This window comes from Listeria fleischmannii subsp. fleischmannii LU2006-1 (assembly GCF_000344175.1).
In the GTDB taxonomy this organism is placed as follows: domain Bacteria; phylum Bacillota; class Bacilli; order Lactobacillales; family Listeriaceae; genus Listeria; species Listeria fleischmannii.
Map to the genome: position 1 here is coordinate 15709 of NZ_ALWW01000004.1, position 16400 is coordinate 32108.

At 39.0% G+C, this 16400-nt stretch carries 8 protein-coding genes and 3 pseudogenes; 10 read left to right on the forward strand and 1 reads right to left on the reverse strand.

From position 1 onward, the window contains the following. Positions 1–154: 154 nt before the first annotated feature. From LFLEISCH_RS02150 to LFLEISCH_RS02165, 4 genes are all read left to right on the forward strand, one after another. Positions 155–1912 (forward strand): ABC transporter transmembrane domain-containing protein, encoded by a 1758-nt coding sequence (locus LFLEISCH_RS02150; RefSeq protein ID WP_007472593.1) that lies wholly within the window; start codon positions 155–157, stop codon positions 1910–1912. Continuing rightward, on the forward strand, positions 1896–3695 hold the full coding sequence (locus LFLEISCH_RS02155) for an ABC transporter ATP-binding protein (RefSeq protein ID WP_007472594.1): 1800 nt from the start codon (positions 1896–1898) through the stop codon (positions 3693–3695). The genes LFLEISCH_RS02150 and LFLEISCH_RS02155 overlap by 17 nt, the downstream gene beginning before the upstream one ends. 68 nt (positions 3696–3763) lie before the next feature. Continuing rightward, the gene (locus LFLEISCH_RS02160) at positions 3764–4246 is read left to right on the forward strand and encodes a CcdC family protein (RefSeq protein WP_007472596.1); all 483 of its coding nucleotides are present in this window, start codon (positions 3764–3766) and stop codon (positions 4244–4246) included. A gap of 103 nt (positions 4247–4349) precedes the next feature. Beyond that, positions 4350–4856 (forward strand): hypothetical protein, encoded by a 507-nt coding sequence (locus LFLEISCH_RS02165; protein WP_007472598.1) that lies wholly within the window; start codon positions 4350–4352, stop codon positions 4854–4856. A 40-nt stretch (positions 4857–4896) separates the two neighbouring features. Here the strand turns inward: LFLEISCH_RS02165 and LFLEISCH_RS02170 are convergent, their stop codons facing one another. Further along, positions 4897–5505 carry a lysophospholipid acyltransferase family protein gene (locus tag LFLEISCH_RS02170; protein WP_007472599.1) on the reverse strand — a complete coding sequence of 203 codons (609 nt, stop codon included), beginning with the start codon at positions 5503–5505 and terminating at the stop codon, positions 4897–4899. Positions 5506–5599: 94 nt separating this feature from the next. On the opposite strand from LFLEISCH_RS02170, the gene LFLEISCH_RS02175 reads away from it, so the two are divergent. The 6 genes and pseudogenes from LFLEISCH_RS02175 (at position 5600) to acnA (ending at position 16369) form a co-directional block, all read left to right on the forward strand. Then, the gene (locus LFLEISCH_RS02175; RefSeq protein WP_007472600.1) at positions 5600–6724 is read left to right on the forward strand and encodes an exonuclease SbcCD subunit D; all 1125 of its coding nucleotides are present in this window, start codon (positions 5600–5602) and stop codon (positions 6722–6724) included. Next, positions 6721–7644, forward strand: a complete 924-nt coding sequence (locus tag LFLEISCH_RS14510) for an AAA family ATPase (protein ID WP_007472601.1) — start codon at positions 6721–6723, stop codon at positions 7642–7644. The genes LFLEISCH_RS02175 and LFLEISCH_RS14510 overlap by 4 nt, the downstream gene beginning before the upstream one ends. 590 nt (positions 7645–8234) lie before the next feature. Further along, positions 8235–9797, forward strand: a pseudogene (locus LFLEISCH_RS02180) (SbcC/MukB-like Walker B domain-containing protein); the annotation flags it as partial. 86 nt (positions 9798–9883) lie between these two features. Then, positions 9884–13100: pseudogene (locus LFLEISCH_RS02185) on the forward strand (DEAD/DEAH box helicase). Positions 13101–13102: 2 nt separating this feature from the next. After that, positions 13103–13519 (forward strand): general stress protein, encoded by a 417-nt coding sequence (locus LFLEISCH_RS02190; protein WP_007472605.1) that lies wholly within the window; start codon positions 13103–13105, stop codon positions 13517–13519. A 152-nt stretch (positions 13520–13671) separates the two neighbouring features. Next, positions 13672–16369, forward strand: a pseudogene (acnA, locus tag LFLEISCH_RS02195) (aconitate hydratase AcnA). The last annotated feature ends 31 nt before the right edge of the window (positions 16370–16400 follow it).

Here is a 16400-nt window from a genome sequence, read left to right on the forward strand (position 1 = left end):
ACCGATTCTTTAACTGAAAAGGGGATTTATTAACCTCTCTTGTTGGCTTTGTGCGCGGAAAATAGATGGCAAATAATTCATTTTAAGTAATAATGGGCAGAAAAGTGGTCCATTATTTTTTGTTGTCTAAAAAGGGAAAAGGAGGGGTTGCCGCTTGAAGATTTTTAGGGATTTGGGATGGTTTTTTAAAGAACGAAAGATGTATTATATTTTTGGAGTAGCGATTTTGTTTGTGATTGCTCTTTTGCAATTAGTGCCACCATTTGTGATTGGGAAGGTCGTAGATGCGATTACAGCTGAGTCGCTTACGAAAGAGGCGCTTATCAAATGGATTGTGATTTTATCTGTGGTGGCAGTTGTCACTTATCTGGGCAGATATGTATGGCGTGTTTTGATTTTCGGATCGGATAATAAGTTACAAAGAACATTGCGACTTCGTTTATTTGAACATTTGACTAAAATGTCGCCGTTTTTCTTTCAGCGTTACCGGACAGGAGATTTAATGGCGCATGCGACAAATGATATAGCGGCTGTTCAGCAAGTTGCAGGAATTGGCGTGCTTACACTCGCTGATTCTGTTCTTACAGGAAGTTCGGTTATTTTAATGATGGCAATTAGCATTGATTGGCGCTTAACTTTAATAGCTTTACTGCCCATGCCAATCATGGTTGTCGGAACTTCAATTTTAGGTAAAAAATTACATGAACGCTTTCATAGTGCCCAGCGCTCATTTTCAAAACTAAATGACAAAACGCAAGAAAGTATTTCCGGTATTAAAGTAACACGAACATTCGGGCAAGAAAAAGAAGACATTCTTGATTTTTCCAAACAAACGAGCAATGTTGTCAAGAAAAATGTTGCAGTTGCAAGAGTGGATGCGATGTTTGATCCGATGATTTCCATTGTAGTTAGCATTTCGTTTGTACTTGCAATTGGCTTTGGTTCCAAGTTTGTTGTAGAAGGAACGCTCACAATTGGGCAAGTTATCGCCTTTGTTAACTATTTATTTTTACTCATTTGGCCCATGTTAGCTTTCGGATTTTTATACAATATTATTCAACGAGGAAGCGCATCATATGATCGAATTACAAAATTATTGCAAGAAAAAGAAGATGTGGTTAATCACGAAAATGCTCTTTCTACGACGCCTAGTGGTGCTCTTTGCGTCCGTATTCATCAGTTCACTTATCCGGATGAAAAAGAGCCAATTTTAGAGAATGTAGACTTCAAAATAAATGCAGGTGAAACGCTTGGAATTGTGGGGCGTACAGGAGCAGGTAAAACAACGCTTTTAAAACTGTTACTACGTGAATATGATGACTACGAAGGCGAAATTTCGTTTGGCGGCGTCAAAATTCAAGATTACGAAACAGCATCGCTTCGCAGCGCAATTGGCTACGTGCCACAAGACCAATTTTTATTTTCGACTACAATCTTAGACAATATCCGTTTTGGCGTACCAGAAAAAACGCTAGAAGAAGTGGTGGCTACTGCACAAACCGTCGCTGTCCATGAAGATATTGAAGGCTTTCCAAAGGGCTATCAAACGATTGTTGGTGAGCGAGGCGTATCGCTTTCTGGTGGACAAAAGCAAAGGCTTGCCATTGCTAGAGCATTAATAATGAATCCTGAACTGCTCATCCTAGATGATGCTCTATCAGCGGTCGATGCTAAAACAGAAGAACGAATTTTAGAAAATTTAAAAACAAGCCGTGCTGAAAAAACGACCATCATTAGTGCCCATCGATTAAGTTCTGTGGAACATGCGAATTTGATTATTGTCATTGATAAAGGTCAAATCGTCGAACGAGGAACGCATCAAGAGCTGCTTTCAGAAAATGGATGGTATGCTGAGATGTACCGAGAACAGCAACTTGAGGAACATTTAGAAGGGGGTGATGGACGTGAATGAACAAGTAAACGACGATTTATTAACGATGACGGGGAAAGAGCATAGACAGGTTTTAAAACGTTTAATGAGCTATACTCGTTTCCATATTCCACTACTAACACTTACTGGTTTTCTTGTTTTGTTTGTGACCATCATTGACGTTGTGTCCCCACTTATTATTCGGAAGTTTTTGGACGATTATTTGACGCCGATGAACTTTGCTTATAAAGCCATCACCATCCTTGTTTCGACCTATATCGGGCTCGCACTTGCAAAGGTCATCATTTGGTATTTCCAACTCTTTTTCTTCCAAAAAATTGCCTTTCAAATTGTGGAACGCATTCGGATAGATATTTTCTCAAAACTGCATACGCTCGGGATGCGTTATTTTGACAAAACCCCTGCGGGTAGTATTGTTTCGCGTGTTACAAACGACACGGAAGCGATTAAAGACATGTTTATCAATGTGCTTTCTACAGCGATTCAAAGCTTATTCATGCTAATCGGAATGTATGTGGCGATGTTCGCACTTGACGTTCAGCTTGCATTATATTGTTTAGCGCTATTCCCGCTTATTGCGTTTATCATCATCGTGTACCGAAAAAAAAGTTCCAAGTTTTACCGAGCAAAACGCGAAAAGTTGAGCCAATTAAATGCGAATATTAGCGAATCTATTTCCGGTATGTCGATTGTGCAACAATTTAACCAAGAAAGACGCCTAGCGCGCGAATTTGAAGTCATCAATAAAGACTATTATGATGTTGGTATGAAAAACATTAAATTTAATGCCCTTTTATTAGGACCGGCCATTGATTTTATTTATGCCATCGCCGTTGTAATTATTTTAGGCTTTTTTGGTGCAGAATCGCTAATCGGCCCAGTTGCGATTGGAACGATTTATGCCTTTGTCAGCTATTTTGACCGCTTTTTAGAGGCCATTTATAATGTGATGGAGCGTCTTGCCATGTATCAAGAAGCTATTACGGCAGCGGCACGTGTTTTTCGTATAATGGATGAAACAGAGGAAGTTCCGGCACAAGAGGATGTGGCGGATGCAAAAATTGATAAGGCCAAAATTGAATTTAAAAATGTTTCGTTTGCCTATGACGGAGAACATGATGTGCTAAAAAACATTAGCTTTACCGCGGAATCAGGGCAAACAGTCGCACTTGTTGGTCACACAGGAAGTGGTAAAAGTTCAATTATTAATTTAATGATGCGTTTTTATGAATTTGAACGTGGGGAAATTTTAATTGATGACCGCTCTATTAAACAATATCCGATTCGTGAATTACGTCAGAAAACAGGGCTTGTTTTGCAAGATAGTTTTATGTTCTATGGAAATATCCGTGATAATATTCGGCTTTATAATGCATCGATTTCGAATCAAGAAGTAGAAGATGCTGCGAAATTTGTTCAAGCGGATCGTTTTATTCAAACGTTAAATGAGACGTACGACCACAAAGTTATTGAGCGAGGCGCGTCATTTTCAAGTGGTCAACGGCAACTCATTTCGTTTGCAAGAACAGTGGTTACGAATCCGCAAATTCTTGTTTTGGATGAAGCAACAGCGAATATTGATACCGAAACGGAAAGTCTTATTCAAACGGGATTAAAACGAATGAGGGCAGGTCGTACAACGATTGCGATAGCGCATCGACTTTCGACAATTAAGGATGCCGACTTAATCCTCGTTTTAAGCAAAGGAGAGATAGTAGAGCGCGGAACGCATGATGAGCTTTTACAGATGGGTGGGATTTATCATTCGATGTATCAGCTTCAAAATAGCGGCATGGACGTGTAAACATTTTGGTTTCTTTTCTCACGGATTAGCGCTATAATGGCTATCGAAGTATCTTAGGGGGAATCATTATGTCACTTATCTTATCTATTATTATTACACTCGTTTTTGGTTCAATGATTATTTTAATTCGTATGAAAGCGTCAAAACGACCTGCATCCATAAAAGGAATTATTTTACCGCCTGTTATGATGTCAACGGGGGCCCTTATGTTTGTTATACCATTCTTTCGTGTCACTGGAATTGATATTCTAGAAGCGATACTCATGGGACTCGTTTTCTCTATTATTCTAATTTGGACAACAAAATTTGAAATTAAAGAGGACTTTGTTTTTATTAAACGGACAAAAGCTTTTCCTGTCATTTTGATGTCACTTCTACTTATTCGTATTTTTATTAAATATTTAATTAGCGGAAGCCTTGAAGTAGGGGAATTATCAGGTATGTTCTGGATTATGGCGTTTGCAATGATTGTGCCATGGCGTGTTGCTATGTACATTCAATATAAAAATGTTGCCAAAAATCTTGAAACACCGAAAGAAATGGCGGAGTAAATGGATTTATTGCCAAAATAACTTGTGTAAGGAATTTGTAAAAGTTATAATAATATTGTTACATGCAACTTAACTTTATGGGAAAGAAAGAGGAGGAAATATTTTGAAAAAAACGCTTATTACTATGCTTATGCTTGTCTTAGCTGTAGCACTTGCAGCTTGTTCATCTTCAAGCAGTGATTCAGACAAAAAAGAGGGTTCTAAAAAAACGTCAAGTGAAGACGTACTAAATTATTATATGGATTTAGTATCCACGATTAGTGATAAAAATGCGGATTATAGCGCATATGTAAGTGCATCAACAGCGGATCCAAAACCATCTGACAAAGAGTTAGCTGATCTTGCTAAAAATGCTTCAACATCTGCACAAGCTGTTTCAGATGCTTTGGCTGATGAAAAAGTACCAGACTTAGGAAAATCCACTGACGACTTTAAAAAAGCAGTTTCGGATTTAAGTGCTGCATACGCTGATGAAGCAACAGCATTAAAACAAACACCAGTTGATACAACCAAAGCGGATGAAAATCTTCAAAAAGCATCTGCTGAAATTTCTAAAATTCTAGAAGACAACGGTTTAGCTGGTTCCGATATTTTAACGGATACAATGTAATAAAAAGCATTTTGGGACTCCCCAAAATGCTTTTTTTAAACTATTTTTTCTTAGTAGCCTGAATTTCTTGTTGTAGTTGGTCGAAAGTAGCCATAAGTTCAAGCGATTTTTCTTCTAATATTTCTTTTTGCTCTTTATCACTGTCGTTTAAATGAATTGGATCACCAAAACGAATGGTAATCGGTTTTCTTTTTAGAATTTCTTTAAAGTTTTTTGGGCCATCATAAAAGGCTGGTAGCATAGGAACTTTTCCTTTAAATGCAATGGTGACAGCGCCTCGTTTTAAATGTAAATTAGTTTGTTTTCTCGTGCCACTCGGAAAAATGCCGACGACTTTTCCTTGCTTAAGTAATCGAATTGGCGCTTTAATAGCGCTTGGCCCAGGATTATCACGATTAACTGGGAAAGCATTTAAATGCGTCATAAGCCAATTTAGAAATTTCCCTTTAAATAACTCCTGTTTCGCCATATAATGAACAGATGTAGGGGAGACAGCAAACCCCAGATAAATAATTTCAATCCATGAAGTATGTGGCGAGACAACAACATAAGGTGCTACAGGTATTTTTTCTTTGTTTTGTACTTGAAATCGTCCACCAATGATGATTAAAATAATATGGACGACAGTTTTAGCAAATTTATAAAACAACTTTTTCACTCCCTAAAGACATCAACTAGTTTAAGTATACTCAAAAAAACAGATTTTTGCATTAAAAATATGAAGTAGCAGAAAAGAGGGCATTATGAAACTTTTACATACAGCTGATCTTCACCTTGGAAAAATTGTTTCCGGGGTTTCCATGTTAGAGGATCAGGCCTATATTTTAAATCAAATAACGGAAATTATCAAAAAAGAGCAAGTTGATGGCATTATTGTGGCAGGGGACTTATACGATCGTTCAGTCCCGCCTGCGAGTGCCGTTCTTCTTTTAAACGATATTTTTTATGAGTGGAATGTAACACTTGGTTTACCGATTTTCGCCATTAGTGGGAACCATGATAGTGCGGAGAGACTGCAATTTGGCTCGGCTTGGTATGAGAAATCAGGCCTTTATTTGGCCGGTAAAATGACAGATCCTATCCCAAAAGTAAGTTTTCAAGATGCTGAAATCTGGCTTGTTCCTTTTCACGAACCAGCTACCGTACGTAAAATCTTTCAAGATGAAACTGTCCGTACATACGAAGAAGCCATGCAAAAAATAACGGATACAATAAGAGCACGAGCGGACCAAACAAAAACACAGATATTAGTCGGGCACGCTTTTGTTTCAGGCGGAATTCCAAGTGACTCTGAACGAAGTCTCGCCATTGGTAATGTGGACCGTGTTTCCACAAAATGTTTCGCCGATTTTGACTATGTGGCGCTCGGCCATTTGCATCATCCGCACGCCATCACGCACCCGACTATTCATTACAGCGGTTCCCCTCTAAAATATTCTTTTTCAGAAAGCAAGGATAAAAAAAGTGTGCGCATCGTAACACTTCAAGAAAAAAATTGCGACGTACGTGAAGTGTTCCTAAAACCAATGCGCGATATGCGAATTGTGAGCGGAAGCTTGGAAGAACTAACAACGACTATTTTAGACAAAAAAGAAGATTATCTGCAAGTAAAATTGACGGATGCACACGCCTTGCTTGATCCGATGGGACAATTACGGAAGTTTTACCCGAATATTTTACATTTAGAGAGAGTGCGGCATCAAATGGAGACGGATCGCGATGTGAAATTTGAGGATTTGATGAAAAAAGAGGATGTTGCGTTATTTGATCAGTTTTTTGAGTTTGCAAATGGCCAAAAAATGACAGCAGCACAACGCGAAAAAATGGAACTTGTTTTTAAAGAAGCGCGTGAGGGAGGTCAAGGATGAGACCGTTAAAATTAACAATGGAAGCTTTTGGCGCCTATAAAAAATTAGAAACGATTGATTTCACTGAACTTGGAACTGAACGGATTTTTGTGATTTCTGGCAAAACGGGTGCCGGGAAGTCTACGATTTTTGATGCGATTAGTTTTGCTATTTTCGGCGTGACGAATTTAGCGGACCGTGAAGGGGCATCCATGCGTAGTGATTTTGCTTGTGAACGTGATTTAACTGAAGTGACCTTAACGTTTATGCTCCACCAAAAAACCTACTATATTAAACGTTCACCTCAACAAGAAGTGCGAAAAGCCCGCGGTGATGGCATGCGTTCTTTAAATCAAAAAGCGGAATTATATGAATTAACAGGTGGAGGAGAAAAGCTTCTCGCAAGTTCTGTTCGGGATGTAAAGGTAAAAATGGAAGAATTAATTCAGCTAAATGTGGATCAGTTTCGTCAAATCCTAATGATTCCCCAAGGTGAGTTCCGGGAATTACTTGTATCAGATAGTAAAGAGAAGGAAGCCATTTTGCAGCGGCTTGCCCATACTGATTTTTATAAGCGTGTTGAAAATTTACTTTTTGAAAAACAGAAAAATCTACAGATGCAAGCTGAAAATACGCGGCGAGAACTTTGGGATGTTATCGTGACAGAATTTGACGATGATTCGCTTTCTGTACCAGAGGTGGAGGCACGTTTTGAAGCTAAAATAGCAGAACAAAAGGCGGAACTTCTGGAAAAACAAAACGAACTTTCAAGCTTGCAGAAAATTAGTCTTTCGGCAGCTCAAAACGTTGCAGTGGCAGAGGGGATTGAAGCGGATTTTGCCCAGCTTGAGAAACAAAATGAGCTACTTACAGAACTTTACGCGCGGAAGCCTGATATGGAACGGCTAAAATCTAGGCTAGCTAAAATGGAGGCTAGCTAAAATGGAGGCAGCTCAAAATTTGCAGCCTTTTTTTTGGACAGCTTAAACGAACAGATGAAAAACTAGGCGAGACGAAGCGGGAATTTGAACAAACTGAGGCAGATTTGAAAACAGCGGAAGTGGAGCTGTCAAAATGGGAAGAAGAGAAACTTGCTCTTACAAGTAAACAAGAACGTGCCGAGAAGTGGCGTCGAAATAAAATCGAATTTGAAAAAATGTTACCGAAAATGGAACAGCTGACGGAAAATGTGACATCACTTGAAACGAAAAAGGCTGCTTTTAAAATAAAAGAGCTTGCTTTTAAAGAGCAAGAAACGAATTTTGGGCAGTTAACGCAGGAAATGACGTCGCTAAAGGAACGTTTAGAAGCACTTTCGACGATTTTAGAGGAACGATTCCATCTTCTTGAAAAAATAAATAAATTTGAAATGAATCACAAACAAGTGACGGAGAATCTGACAAAAACTCGCCAACTTTTTGAAATGGATCAACAACTTTTTGATTTAAAGCAGAAAAAAGAAGTTTATAGAGCGGAACTTGATAGAGTGGAGCATGTTAAAGATGATCTCTTTGCTGCATCTAAAAGAGAACAAGCGGCCGTTCTTGCACAACACTTACACGAGGGTGATGCTTGTCCTGTTTGTGGATCAGAGAGTCATCCGGCACTTGCTACGTTTTCCAAAAAGTTTCAAATGGAAGATTTGGAGCAAGCTTTACAAGATGTGGAAGAGCACACAGTTCGTTTAAAAGAAGTAGAGGAACAAATGGCGCGCATTGTATGGCAAAAAGAGCAATGGGAAGGGCTAGACGGTAGAGATGTAGAAAAGTGGCAGGAAGAGCTTACGCGCGTCACATCAAAGCTAGAAGAAGCCAAGCAAAAACAAAGTCAGTTAAACGAAAGTCTCAAACTGCGTGAAAATCTAAAGAATGAGCTTTTGAAAAAAGAACAACTGAAGCAAGAGTTAACGAATGAATTAACTGACTTACAAATGGAAAAGGATCAACTAAAAAGAGACATCGAACTGTTAGACACTGAAATAAGCTGGCTTCTAACGGATATCCCGGAAAGTTTACGAAAACCAGAAGATTTTCACAGAATACACAAGCAGATTTTAGCATCACTCGCTGAATTTGAGGCGCACGAAAAGGAAGTGCTAGAAAAATTTCAGACACAAAAGGATATTGTGAGCCAGTATACGGCACGTCAAAAAAGTATCACAGAACAACTCGCAAAGCTTTCGAAAGAATTCGCTAATGACCAAACTGTTTTTGAAGAAAAGCGAGTTCAACTTGGTTTAAATGATGAGGCGGAATTTCATACTTATATGGCGCAGATAAAGGATATTCCGGCCATTGAAAAAGAACTGTCCGACTATGAACGTTCGCTTTATGTAGCTGTGGATAGAAAACAAGTTTTAGAAGAAAAATTAAAAGGTGCCGAGAAAAAAGACCTGGTGAAGTTACAAAAAGAATTGGATGAGGCTAAAAATCATCAAAGTGAAGCGGAACAAAAAATGCTGGTTGTGCGCGAACGGGGAAATGAAACAAACAGGCATTTTGAGCTCTTTATTTCCAAAAAAGCGCAGTTACTTCATTTTGAAGAGGAATATGCAGATTTAGGCTTGCTTGCTGATACTGCACGCGGGAAAAATGATTTACGGATTACGTTTGAGAGATATGTGCTGGCTACTTTCCTTGATACGATTGTGAGCCGGGCAAATGTGCGGCTTCTTAAGATGACAAATGGCCGTTTTGAACTTAGTCGAAAACGAGATAAGGCGAAAGGTAATGCGCAAAGTGGTCTTGAGCTTGAGGTGTACGATGAATACACAGGAATGACGCGGCATGTCAAAACTTTATCAGGAGGAGAAAGCTTTAAAACTTCTCTCGCACTTGCCCTTGCACTAGCTGAAGTCGTGCAGGAGATGGCTGGTGGGATTTCTCTTGATACGATGTTTATTGATGAAGGTTTTGGTACGCTTGATCCTGAATCGCTTGATATGGCGATTGAATGTTTGCTTGAAACGCAAGAAAATGGGCGTCTTGTAGGGATCATCTCTCATGTACCTGAATTAAAAGAACGAATCCCTGCAAGGCTCGAAGTCACAGCCACAAACCAAGGGAGTAAGACACAATTTGTTTTGAATATGTAAAAAGGAATAGGAAGAGACTCATGGCGGGTCTCTTTTTTTTGTGGTAAAATGAAAGTTTAGAGGATTCATAAAAGAGAGGGATTACAATGAAGCGGCAAATCAATATTCAAGATGAGATGGTACCTTATCAAGTTAAGCAAGATGCAAAAGGACTTATAAAAGATGAGGCGCTTTATAAAATAGATAAAGAAAATGGGCAAACCATTTTTTACTTTTCTGACGGGGAAATGGTCACAGAAACTCAGACCGATGTATTAGACTGTACCTGTGACAGTCATCTTTACGGCGAGAGAGTTTGTCAACACATGTATGCCGCCTATTTAAAAAAAAGCAGAATTACTACACGAAAAGAAAAAATTAAGTTTAAAAGAGCGCATATTAGAACAAGAATCTGTCACGCTACTATCCCTTTTTCAAGAAAGTTTAGCGGAACAATTTGATGTACCTGTTGTTTCGGCCAAAACGCAGCTCCAGGTGGACTATCAGCTAGCTTTAAAATATGAAAATGAACAAAGACAACTGATTATTGAACTTAAAGTTGGCCAGGAGCGTACCTATGTGGTTAAAAATATTCAAGCCTTTTTAGACGCTGTACGCTATAATCAACTACTGACATTTACGAAAAATTTTACGTTTGATCCAAACGAACATACTTTTTCAGAAGAAGATGAGGCGATTTTACAAATGCTCGCGCAAATTAGCGATATTCAGGAGATGTATGATCTTTCGGATGCCTATTTTACAAGAAGCTATCAAGATGACAAAACGCTTATCATTACACCTTATTTAGCAGAAGAATTACTTGAGAAATTAGCTTTAAAAAAAGCGAGTTTACAAATATTTTCCGAACAAAATGAACTTTTAATGCGCTATCCTACTATTCAAATTGTGAAAAATGCCCTAGACTTCCATTATATTTTTAGAAGTACTTCTAGCGGAAAATATCAAATCGAACTAGAATCGTTACAACAAGCTGTTTTTTTAGACAAATATCAGCTCGTTTTTTTAGATGGCACTTTTCACTTTTTAAACCATTCAGAATGGCTTAGTATTATGCCACTTGTAGAATTTCAAAAAGTCACAAAAAGCGATGTCGTCCAGTTCAATGAGGCAAGGCTAAGTGAGATGGTTTCATATGTTTTACCTGCACTTCAAAAAAGTGGAACAGTTGACCTTGATACATCTATCCAAAACCGAATTATCAATTTCCCACTTAAAGCACAACTTTTTATTTCAATAGCAGAAGACGGCAAACATGAGCTAAAACTGCAGTATGCGTATGCTGACTGGATTTTTGAACCCTTTCATTTTGAGGAAAACGAAGGTAGCGATGAACGCATTGTAATCCGTGATATTGAAACCGAAACAAAAATCATGCAACTCATTGAAAACGCACCGATTTTATTCTCCGGTGATCATATGGTTTTAAGTATGAAAGAACAGGACTTGTACCATTTTTATGCCCGTATAGTGCCAAAACTTAGCGAATATGTCACGATATTTATGGAAGACGGCATGGAAAATATGACATTTCCGGATGCAGAACCCGTTACAACATTTGATGTGGCAGACGGTAGTACCTTTTTATCTGTGTCATTTGAGTTTTTAGGAATTCCAGAAGATGAAACAAGAGATGTTTTACTTTCTTTACGCGAGAAAAAAACGTATCACCGGTTAAAAAATGGGCAATTTCTTTCTCTTGAAGACGAAAGTTTTGAGCAAATAAAACGCTTATTTGATGTGCTGGATGTCCGCCAAAATGAAGTGAGTGAAACGATGCAAATGCCGGTTTATCGAGGCATCCAACTTTATGAACTTGAAAATGGACAAAAAGATCGTCAAAAATTTAGTAAAAAATATCGTGAATTACTTGAAGAACTACACCATTTCTCAGAGGATCATTTCACTATTCCGCCTGAGCTAAACGCTACGCTCCGTGATTATCAAATTGTTGGTTTCGAATGGATGAAATCACTTGCCAAATACCAATTAGGCGGCGTGTTAGCAGATGATATGGGGCTAGGAAAGACGATTCAAACCATCGCTTTTCTTTTATCTGAGCTAGAAGAAAATAAAACACTGGATCCTGTTCTTATCGTGACGCCGGCTTCACTTCTTTATAACTGGTTAAATGAATTTAATACGTTTGGAGAAAACGTATCGGTGGAAATAGTGGAAGGAAGTAAATCGGCGCGTCTAGAAAAATTGGCGCATCTTGAAGCGAATCATGTTTATTTAATTTCTTATCAGACACTTCGTCAAGATGCGGAATTACTTCAAGAAAATCTGTTCCATACGATTATTTTAGATGAATCTCAGATGATAAAAAACTATACAACTAAAGTCAGTCAGGCGGTTAGAAGTCTTAAACGAAAATCAATGTTTGCGCTTAGCGGGACGCCGCTTGAAAATTCAGTAGATGAGTTATGGACGATTTTTCAAACGATTTTACCGGGATTTTTCCCGTCACTTCGCAAATTTAAAGAGGTCGACCATCAAAAAATTGCGATGCTTATCCGGCCATTTTTACTGCGGCGCCTTAAAAAGGATGTTGCTCGTGAATTGCCAGAGAAAATCGAAACAACGCTTTATTCAGAGTTAACGGATGAACAAAAACAAATTTATTTAGCCTATGTGGAGAAAATTCAAGCGGAACTATCTGCCGGCTCTTACTCTCAAGGCGAAGAACAAATTCGCTTACTTGCTGGTCTAACTAGATTGCGTCAAATATGCTGTGATCCAAGGCTATTTATTCCTGATTATAGCGGGGAATCCAGTAAATTAATTCAGCTGTTTGATACAGTGACAGCTGCACTTGATAGTGGAAAACGGATTCTTATTTTCTCCCAGTTTACAAGTATGCTACAATTACTAAAAGAGGGCTTTTCTGAGCGTGAAATTCCTTATTTTTACCTTGACGGGAAAACACATGCTAGAAAGCGCGTAGAGGATGTAACAGCCTTTAACGAAGGGAAGAAAAACATTTTTTTAATCTCGCTAAAAGCAGGGGGAACAGGCCTGAATTTAACAGGGGCAGACACCGTTATCCTGTTTGATTTATGGTGGAACCCGGCGATTGAAGAGCAAGCGGCAAGCAGAGCGCACCGAATTGGTCAAAAGAACATTGTCCAGGTGATTCGATTTATCGCCAAAGGGACCATTGAAGAACGAATTTTTGAATTACAACAAAAGAAACAAGCGTTAGTCGATGCGCTCATTCAACCGGGTGAACAGTTATTAAACAAGCTGACAACGGAAGAGATGAAAGCACTTCTAACATTTAATAAAGAAGGGATGCGTTAAGAATGAATAATTGGGAAGTCGTATCTGTTGCAAATGAAGAGGAAGCAATCCTGCAAATTGAAAAATTGGTTCAACAAGGCTATCAAAAAGAAGATATTTCTGTATTAGCTAAAAATAAAAAAGTGAGTGAAGAAATTGCGGAACGCACTGAAACGGAACAAGAACGCCCGGTGAACGAAGAGGCATTCGGTATTATTTCTGGCATTCTTCAAAGTTTAAGTGGCGCCATTGTTATTCCTCAAGCTTATAATCCGAAGTACGGTGCGCTTTATGCGGCTGGACCATTTGCAAAATGGTTTTCACGTACAAATGATAAAACGGTTAAACGTCTACTTGAAGATTTTGACTTAACCGATAGCCAAGTCGAACAATTTGTATCAGAACTTGAAGAAGGAAAACTATTATTACTTGTAAGGTAAGTGTATAAAGAGGCATGCAAATTTGCATGCCTCTTTATATATAATAAAAACTTATTGAATTTCAAAAGAATAACTTAGTTTACTTATCATTCGATTTCCAGTAAAATGAAGAAGGAAATACCAATCGTTTCGAAATAGAGGAGGAAACGTGGATGTCAAATTTGAAAGACAAAAACAAAATCATCTTTTCAATTAGATGATAAGACGTACCATTATTTTAATTTAAATGCGTTAGAAGCGAACATTAAAAGCTTGCCTTATTCCATTCGAGTATTACTAGAATCCGTTTTAAGGCAAAGTGACGGACATACGATTACAGATGAGCACATTAAAGGGCTTATGAACTGGTCCAAAGACGCTAGTCAAAACGACGGAGAGGTTCCGTTTAAACCAGCGCGGGTTATTTTACAGGATTTTACTGGTGTTCCTGCTGTTGTTGATTTGGCTTCTCTTAGAAAAGCGATGGCCGACATGGGGGGAGATCCGGAAAAAATTAATCCAGAAATTCCAGTTGATCTTGTTGTCGATCACTCAGTGCAAGTGGATAGTTATGCGAGCCCAGAGGCGCTTAAGATTAATATGGAGCTAGAATTTAAACGAAATATGGAGCGTTATCAGTTTTTAAATTGGGCTCAAAAATCCTTTGATAATTATCGTGCTGTACCTCCTGCAACCGGTATTGTTCACCAAGTTAACCTGGAATATTTAGCGAGTGTTGTAATTGCCAAAGAAGAAAATGGCGAAACGTTCGCCTTTCCTGATACTCTTGTTGGAACAGACAGTCATACAACGATGATTAACGGCATCGGTGTTCTGGGTTGGGGTGTTGGCGGAATTGAGGCAGAGGCAGGAATGCTCGGTCAACCTTCTTATTTCCCAATTCCAGAAGTCATCGGCGTAAAACTGACAGGTGCACTACCAAACGGAGCAACCGCAACAGATTTCGCACTTAAAGTGACTCAGGTCCTTCGTGAGAAAAAAGTCGTAGGGAAGTTTGTCGAATTTTACGGACCAGGTGTATCAACGTTACCGCTTGCTGATAGAGCAACTGTAGCCAATATGGCGCCTGAATACGGTGCGACTTGTGGATTTTTCCCAGTGGATGCCGAATCATTAACCTACCTGCGTTTGACAGGGCGCGATGAAAAACAAATTCGCCTAGTGGAAACGTATTTAAAAGAAAATGATTTATTTTTCACAAAAGATGCTGTTGAACCAGACTATACCGACACAGTTGAAATCAATTTAAGTGAAATCGAACCGAATCTTTCAGGCCCTAAACGCCCACAAGATTTAATTCCTCTATCTAAAATGAAAGAAACTTTCCAAAAATCGATTTCAGCACCAGCTGGCAACCAAGGCTTTGGTTTAGAGCCTGATGCACTTAAGCAATCTGCGAAAGTCGTATATGGAAACGGCGATGAATCTATTATGAAAACGGGTTCTGTAGCTATTGCAGCCATTACAAGTTGTACAAACACATCCAATCCATATGTTATGCTCTCAGCAGGTCTAGTTGCTAAAAAAGCCGTTGAGCTGGGACTTGAAGTACCAAAATTTGTGAAAACTTCCCTTGCGCCAGGTTCTAAAGTTGTAACAGGCTATTTGGAAAAAGCCGGCTTACTGCCTTATTTAGATAAACTAGGCTTTGATTTAGTCGGTTATGGTTGTACAACTTGTATTGGGAACTCTGGACCGCTAAAAGAGGAGATTGAAACAGCCATTCAAGAAAATGACTTGCTTGTTTCTGCAGTGCTTAGTGGAAACCGAAATTTTGAAGGTCGTATTCATGCGCTTGTAAAAGCTAATTTCCTAGCCTCACCGCCACTAGTTGTGGCTTATGCGTTAGCTGGGACAACAAATATCGATTTAGAAAACGAGCCGATTGGTTACGGAAATAACGGAGAAGCGTATTTCTTAAAAGATATTTGGCCATCTTCAAGTGAAGTGAAGGAGCTTGTTGAAAGTACGGTTACACCAGAATTATTCCGCGAACAATATGCGCGTGTGTTTGATGAAAATGAGGCATGGAATGAAATTGACACAACGGATGAAGCACTCTATAAATGGGATGAAAATTCCACTTATATTGCTAATCCACCATTTTTCGAAAACTTATCGAAGGAAAAAGGTAGAGTGGAGCCACTTTCTGGACTTCGTGTTATCGGGAAATTTGGTGATTCTGTCACAACTGACCATATTTCCCCAGCTGGAGCAATAGGGAAAGATACACCAGCAGGTCAATTTTTACAAAAACAAGGTGTGGCTATCCGCGATTTTAACTCTTACGGTTCAAGACGTGGCCATCACGATGTAATGATGCGCGGCACGTTCGCTAACATTCGGATTAAAAATCAAATCGCAGAAGGAACAGAAGGCGGCTACACAACATATTTTCCTACTAAAGAAGTGATGTCTATCTATGATGCTTCGCGTAAATATATGGCGGATGGAACAGGCCTAGCGGTTCTTGCTGGTGATGATTACGGAATGGGCTCATCACGCGATTGGGCTGCTAAGGGAACCAATTTACTTGGAATCAAAACCGTCATTGCGAAAAGTTATGAGCGTATTCATCGTTCTAATTTGGTGATGATGGGCGTTTTACCTCTCCAATTTAAAGCAGGAGAAGGGGCGAATGAACTTGGCTTAACAGGTGAAGAAACGTTCGATGTAGCAATTTCTGAATCTGTTACACCTCGAGAAACTGTAAGCGTAACGGCTACATCGCCTTCTGGAAAGGTAACCAATTTTTATGCTATTGCACGCTTTGATTCAGAAGTAGAAATTGATTACTATCGTCATGGCGGTATTTTACAAATGGTTTTACGTGGAAAACTTGAAAATTAATTGTGGGGGCTGTTTTTATAACAGCCCTTTT

Excerpts from the sequence above, each read along its gene's own strand:
- LFLEISCH_RS02190 (WP_007472605.1), top strand. The coding sequence starts at position 13,103 with ATGAATAATTGGGAAGTCGTATCTGTTGCAAATGAAGAGGAAGCAATC.
- LFLEISCH_RS02175 (WP_007472600.1), top strand. The coding sequence starts at position 5,600 with ATGAAACTTTTACATACAGCTGATCTTCACCTTGGAAAAATTGTTTCC.
- LFLEISCH_RS02160 (WP_007472596.1), top strand. The coding sequence starts at position 3,764 with ATGTCACTTATCTTATCTATTATTATTACACTCGTTTTTGGTTCAATG.
- LFLEISCH_RS14510 (WP_007472601.1), top strand. The coding sequence starts at position 6,721 with ATGAGACCGTTAAAATTAACAATGGAAGCTTTTGGCGCCTATAAAAAA.